Here is a 6,000-nt window from a genome sequence, read left to right on the forward strand (position 1 = left end):
CATACGTGACAGATCAAGAGGATGCCCTTCTATCAAACGAAGAGAGGCATCCTCTTCCTATGCCATTTTCAAATTTTATGAAAAAAGTTTGAGAGGGGTTTCCTCTCCTCATCGTCTATAGTAGTGAACACCAAAACGGTTTAGTCCGTTTTGTTTGACCGTAAGCGGTCAGATTACATTTCATGAAAAACGTCGAGACGTTTTTCACAAAAAGGAAAGCTGCGCAGCACCTTTTTGCAAGGAGGTAACAAACATGCAGGACGATCGAGAGATCATTGCGAAGGTTCTTCAAGGAAATAAAGAGGCTTATGCTCTGATCGTCAATAAATACAAGGGAAAAATCGCTGCGATTCTTGGGCGCACGCTCCACCATTCTCATGATGCTGAAGACATGGTGCAGGAGGTTTTTATCAAGGCGTACTACAGTCTGCCAGATTATAAACCCAACTACTCCTTTTCTGCCTGGCTGTATCGAATCGCGATCAATCGCGGGATTGACGAGCTGCGAAAGCGAAAGCGGATGCCTTCCGTAACGGAGATGGATGTCGAGGTCAGAGACGAATGTCCGATCCCGGAGGAAGATTATCTAGAAAAAGAACAGCGTCACGCTTTGCGACAGCAGATGATGACACTGGACAAGAACCACAGGACGATTCTCGATTTGCATTATCTCCAGCATTTAAGCTACAGGGAGATCGGCAACAAACTATCTTTGTCCGTAGATACTGTGAGAATGCGCCTTTCCTATGCCAGAAAAAAGCTGCGAGACCAGCTAAGCAAGCCGGAGAAAAAAGGGGGTACCCCGCTTTGAATTGCCTTACGCAAAGACAGCTGATCGCCTACATGGAAGATCGTTTATCGCCAGTAACCAAACGAAATGTCGAAAGTCATCTCGATCATTGCACACACTGCCAGTACCAGCTGGAGCAATGGATCGATGCACTGCACCAAACGGAAGAAACGATGTGGGAAGACTCCCTCTCAGCAAATATGGATCAAAAGATTATTCAGATGCTCTCCCCTCATCCCGTGAGAGTATTGAACCCTGCTACCCCTTCACACCAACCACCTGCGTGGAAACAAAGGAGTATAACGATCATGAAAAGAATGACGCTAGCCGCCGCTATATTAACCGTCGTCGTATCGGGAGGAATGCTCGTCTCCCCAACCTTTGCTAGTTATGTCAATGCTGCTTTTTCGAACAGCCCGATTGGCAAAGCTGATCCTGTAGCGCCTGTGAGCGATAGCTTTTTGCAAAAATTAGCGGACAAAGGAATTGCTCAAGCAGCCAAGAATGGATTCGCGCAGTCCGTTGAGGTAAGTGTGACCGATCAAGGCCTCACTTTTGCTGTGCATGAAGTGGTAGCTGACCCGCTGCGTATTAGCATAGCAGCTTCTTTAAAAGTCAAGAACGGCAAGGCATTAGACAGCTTCATGTCGGAAATGGTGAGCAGATCTATCAGAGAGCCACTAATCACCATTAAAGACAAACAAGGAAACGTCCTTGCTCCCTCTAAGGAGAAAAATACTCAATACCCCAATAAACCATGGGATGTTTCCATGAATGTCGAACATGGTGTTATGACCTTGGATCGCGAGCTGCGAAGCTATTTTGATGATGTAAGCAAGGTGCCTGACGAGCTGATCGTTGAGTTTAACATCAAGCAACTGGACGACATCAAGGGGAACTGGAAGCTGTCCGTACCTGTAGATATGAAAAAAGCAAAAGCTGCAATGAAGACGCATGAAATTAACAAAGCCTACACGACCCCACAAGGACTCAAGCTGAACGTCAAACAGATTACATTTGCGCCAAGCGGAGTGGAGATGATCATTGATCGTACCCTTGCTGCTAACGAGAAAAACGCATACAGCTATGAGCTGGTAGATGAGAAGGGCACAGTGGTCGCTGCTTGGGATTCGACTTCGGTTATTCGTGAAGCCAGCAAACGAAGCAATGAGATCAGTGATGTGAAATGGGATCATACCCAATCCACCGAAAGTGGAGCAAGAGACTTTCATTACTTCTATCCAATCGATGAAAGCCAAAGCCTTACCTTCAAGCTCGGGTCTGTTTATACAGAGGAATCCGCTAAGCTTAACGCCAAGTTGGACGCCAATCGCCTCGAAAAGAAAGAAGTCATCACAGCGGAAGACCAGGGAGATCAGTTTACTTTCAAAAAATATCAAAAGGATCCAAACGCAGTCGTTGATTTTGAAGGCTATGACGGCCATCACCACGTAAATGACGATGGGACTACCACGAAATTGGAAGGCTACGATCTGTCATTCGAGGCAACTCTCTCTCCAGATACTGCCGCTATGGGTCCCTATCAATACTGGACCATTACAGACGAAACCGGGAAAAAATACGAAAACGTCGACTACTTAATCGATAAGACTGAGTATGAAAATGATCGGGCGATTTTTGGAGGTACAATCTTCTTAGAAAACCTCACAACCCTGCCAAAGCAATTGATCATTACTTCCGAGAAACGAATGGTTGAACACAAAAATGTAGAGTGGGAAGTACCGATTTACGCCGGAAAATAAGAGACACCCTTCATACGCAAAAGGCTGGTGGTACCCTTCGTACCGCCAGCCTTTCTATTTACGAGATATATTCCTGCTGCAAAATCCCCATGTGGACGATATCATGCCATTTTCCCTCTCGAAACAAAAACTGCCGCGAAATCCCCTCTTGTTTGAATCCGAGTTTCTCATACAGCTTGATCGCCTTTTCGTTAAAGGAAAAGACGCGCAGCGATACCCGATGCAGATTCATTTCCAAGAATGCATAATCCAGTAGCAGCTTCAGCGCTTCTCGTCCGTACCCTTTACCCCAGTATTCCTTCTCTCCAATATCGATGATGCACTCCGCATTGCGGTTTTTCAGGTCGATTTGAATGAGGGAGGTAATCCCGATCGGTCGATTGGTTTGGCTGTCTACGATCATGTAGCTCTTCGAGGAGCTTGCATGCAGGATGACCTGATTCACAAACCCGTTCGTATCGTCCCAGGTAAAGACGTCCATGGACGGACTCGTTGTCCGCATGACTTCCACGTCATTTCTCCAAGTGTGGTAGACGTCCACATCCTCCCCCGTCATTTTTCTCAGATAGATTCTCTCTGATTGAAACAACATTCTTCCCCCTCCTTATTGAACCGGTCCCAGCATCGCTCTCAATGAAAACAACAGTGCTTCCATCTGCTCGGACACCTTCGTTTTCTCTGCGCCTAAATGCGCGGTATCCAGCATCAGTCCATCGATAACCGAGATGAAATAGCGAGCGATCGCCTCAGGTGGTAGCTGTGGCTTGAACTCACCTGTCGCTGTCCCATGCGCAAAAAAAGCTGTCAACACGTCGACCATTTTTTCATAGCGAGTCGTGATGTATGGATAGCTCTGTTGCTTTTGCTGATCCTTCAGTGACAGGAAAAACTCTGAGTTGGCTTTGGACAGTGTTTGTTCGATTTTCTCGATCTCGCCCTGTTGTTTGTTAACCCATTTGGTGATTTGCTGCCAGGACGTTTCGCTAGCAATTGGTGTGAAAAACTGTACATCCTGTTGATCCTCGAATTGCAGCAGCTCCAAATATAAGTGCTCCAGGTTATCAAAGTAGGCGTACAAGGCTCCCCTCGATACACTAGCCTCGTCCATGACGTCTTGCATAGTGGCCCGTGTATAGCCTTTTGTGATGAACACACGTTTTGCCGCTTGTAGCAGTTCGATTTTCTTTTTGGTTTTGTATTCGTCGCTTACTTTTGGGGCCATGGGGTTCAGCCACCTCCTCCAATAAAAAAATATACATGATTGTCGTTTTTATTTAGTAACCCAATTATAAACGACACACTTGTCGTTTTTCAACGAATAAAAATGAAAAAGCATCCTACTACTCTTGAGAGTATGCGGATGCTCGCCGTTCTTCCGATGCCTATATAAAAACTGCTAATAAGTCTTCCATTTATGGGTTAACCATCGATAAATTTTCTAACGCGTGTTGCATCGCATCGCGTGGAAATATTTGCGATAATTTAGACATGGGATATTGATTCGACAGTCGATTGATTTGATTCAATTCCTCTACACCGATTTCCCTTACGTTATTATCCATATCGTATCTTGCCAACAAAATCATGTCGTTTAATTGACTAATAATGCTTCTATCACTTGTCTGTGTGAAAGTAGCCTCACTAGCATGATGCAAATACTTCTGAATTAACGATTGCTCTATGCCATCCGCAATAAGATTCTCAGAGATTTTTTCTAAAAATATCTGATCGAATCTTGTAAAGTCTGCTTTCTTTAACCCATAGATGATAAAATTGTACCTGGTCACATTATTCATCACCGCTACACACTTCCTGCGATTCAGTAAAATCAGGTGAGCATGCCACCTGTATAATGGCTGTGAAACCATTTTCTCCTTATCGGATAACGCTACGGGTAGTTCCTCTGCAAGCTTTTTGGTGCATTGGATGGTAATCATGCCCGTTCACCTCGATGTTTTTCAGTCAACGCCTGATCCGGTATGACAAAAGACACCGTCGTTCCTTCACCCGGCTTACTCATGATACGCAATCCCTTCCCGTACATTTGCGTCAGTCTCCGATTCGTGTTGGACACGCCGATTCCGCCTCTTTCCTTCTTCGACAAATCAAGAATTTGCCGCACAGTCGCTTCCTCCATCCCGATACCGTCATCCTTCACCTCAAAAAGAGTGGCGTTCTTTTGCCGGACGATGCGGATATGGAGAGTTCCCCCCTCTATTCTGGTAAAAAGACCATGGTTGATTGCATTCTCAACCAATGGCTGAATGGTGAGTGGCGGGATGAGAAGATCGATGTCAGGCTCAACCTCCCACACGATCTGTATCCGCTCGCCAAATCGTTCCTTTTCAATGTAAAGATAGGCTTGGACGAGCTCCAGCTCATGGGAGAGTGCAACTTGCTTTCCTGTATTCAAAAAATCAAAGCTGATATGCAAGAAGGCGGTAAACGCATCCCCGAGTTTACGCATTTTCTCCGTATCAATGTCACTCAACGCCATAATCGAGCTAAGTGTGTTGAACAAGAAGTGCGGGTGAATCTGCGCCTGCAAGTAGGCAGCTTCCATACGCAGTCGTTCATCGACGGTTTGCTTGAGTGTCGTCAACGACCAGACGCGATATTTCAGCTCCATACCATCGACTGGTTTGCAAACATAGTCATTCGCACCAGACAAATACCCGGTGTATACATCCTCAGACTGGCTGCGCGCCGTTAAGAGCAAAATCGGAAGCTCGGAAACAGAGAAATGCTCCCTGACCCTTTGCGTCAGCTCATAACCTGACATATGGGGCATCATGACATCGATAATAAGCAAATCCCACTGTTCTGTAAAAAGCAGATCGAGCGCATCTCTTGGCGATGTGCACGTTGTGATTTGGTATTGCGAAGATGAGAGCATTCGATCCAGCACCATGAGGTTAACCGGGTCGTCATCGATCGCCAATATGTTCGCCTTTCTTTCAACAAACGCATGTGCAGCTGTTTCCTGAAAAGCCAAGATATCTGGAGCTTCACTATGCCTCATCTGGTTGATGACCGTCACTTGATTGTTCTTATCTATCTGCTCCACATATTGGCTCTCTGCTGCTCTCATCTCATCTGTACTAACCACAGGCAGCCAGAAGCTAAATACGGAACCTTTGCCCGGTTCAGACTCGACTCTCAGCTCGCTATCATGCAGGTCTACCAGCTGTGTACAAATAGCAAGACCGAGGCCGATTCCTCCTCCATCGTTCGTTGCTTGAGCTCCCTGCTCATACGGCAAAAATATACGTGCCTTGGTCTGCTCGTCCATCCCGATTCCTGTATCGGATACATAGATCGCCACCTGCCCGTCCACACTCTTAGCCGAAACGACGACAGCTCCTTCTTCCGTGAATTTCATTGCATTGTGAACAAGATTGAATAGAATCTGGACTAGCCGCTTCTCATCTGCCAAGATTGGCGGGG

The 6,000-nt window shown here is 46.1% G+C and carries 6 protein-coding genes; 2 read left to right on the plus strand and 4 right to left on the minus strand.

What is annotated here, in order from left to right; translation table 11 throughout:
* Positions 1-253 precede the first annotated feature (253 nt).
* The gene (locus PMI05_RS06210; RefSeq protein WP_007718758.1) at positions 254-811 is read left to right on the plus strand and encodes an RNA polymerase sigma factor; all 558 of its coding nucleotides are present in this window, start codon (positions 254-256) and stop codon (positions 809-811) included.
* Entirely contained in the window at positions 808-2,553 is a 1,746-nt protein-coding gene (locus tag PMI05_RS06215) for a DUF4179 domain-containing protein (protein WP_007718760.1), read from the plus strand. The genes PMI05_RS06210 and PMI05_RS06215 overlap by 4 nt, the downstream gene beginning before the upstream one ends.
* A gap of 58 nt (positions 2,554-2,611) precedes the next feature.
* Here PMI05_RS06215 and PMI05_RS06220 read toward each other — a convergent pair whose 3' ends face one another.
* The 4 genes from PMI05_RS06220 to PMI05_RS06235 all read right to left on the minus strand — a co-directional run.
* A complete protein-coding gene (locus PMI05_RS06220; RefSeq protein ID WP_007718763.1) occupies positions 2,612-3,145 on the minus strand; it encodes a GNAT family N-acetyltransferase in 534 nt (177 codons plus the stop codon).
* A gap of 12 nt (positions 3,146-3,157) precedes the next feature.
* Positions 3,158-3,775 carry a TetR family transcriptional regulator gene (locus PMI05_RS06225; protein WP_007718766.1) on the minus strand — a complete coding sequence of 206 codons (618 nt, stop codon included), beginning with the start codon at positions 3,773-3,775 and terminating at the stop codon, positions 3,158-3,160.
* A 190-nt stretch (positions 3,776-3,965) separates the two neighbouring features.
* Positions 3,966-4,490 (minus strand): hypothetical protein, encoded by a 525-nt coding sequence (locus tag PMI05_RS06230; RefSeq protein ID WP_007718769.1) that lies wholly within the window; start codon positions 4,488-4,490, stop codon positions 3,966-3,968.
* Positions 4,487-6,000, minus strand: a 1,514-nt coding sequence (locus PMI05_RS06235; protein WP_007718772.1) for an ATP-binding protein, incomplete at its 5' end; no start/stop codon positions are given. The genes PMI05_RS06235 and PMI05_RS06230, both read right to left, overlap by 4 nt.

This window comes from Brevibacillus sp. BC25 (assembly GCF_000282075.1).
Lineage (GTDB): Bacteria > Bacillota > Bacilli > Brevibacillales > Brevibacillaceae > Brevibacillus.

What these genes read in the sequence shown, in the direction of transcription:
- PMI05_RS06210 (WP_007718758.1), top strand. Translation starts at nt 254, where the DNA reads ATGCAGGACGATCGAGAGATCATTGCGAAGGTTCTTCAAGGAAATAAA.
- PMI05_RS06220 (WP_007718763.1), bottom strand. Translation starts at nt 3,145, where the DNA reads ATGTTGTTTCAATCAGAGAGAATCTATCTGAGAAAAATGACGGGGGAG.
- PMI05_RS06225 (WP_007718766.1), bottom strand. Translation starts at nt 3,775, where the DNA reads ATGGCCCCAAAAGTAAGCGACGAATACAAAACCAAAAAGAAAATCGAA.
- PMI05_RS06230 (WP_007718769.1), bottom strand. Translation starts at nt 4,490, where the DNA reads ATGATTACCATCCAATGCACCAAAAAGCTTGCAGAGGAACTACCCGTA.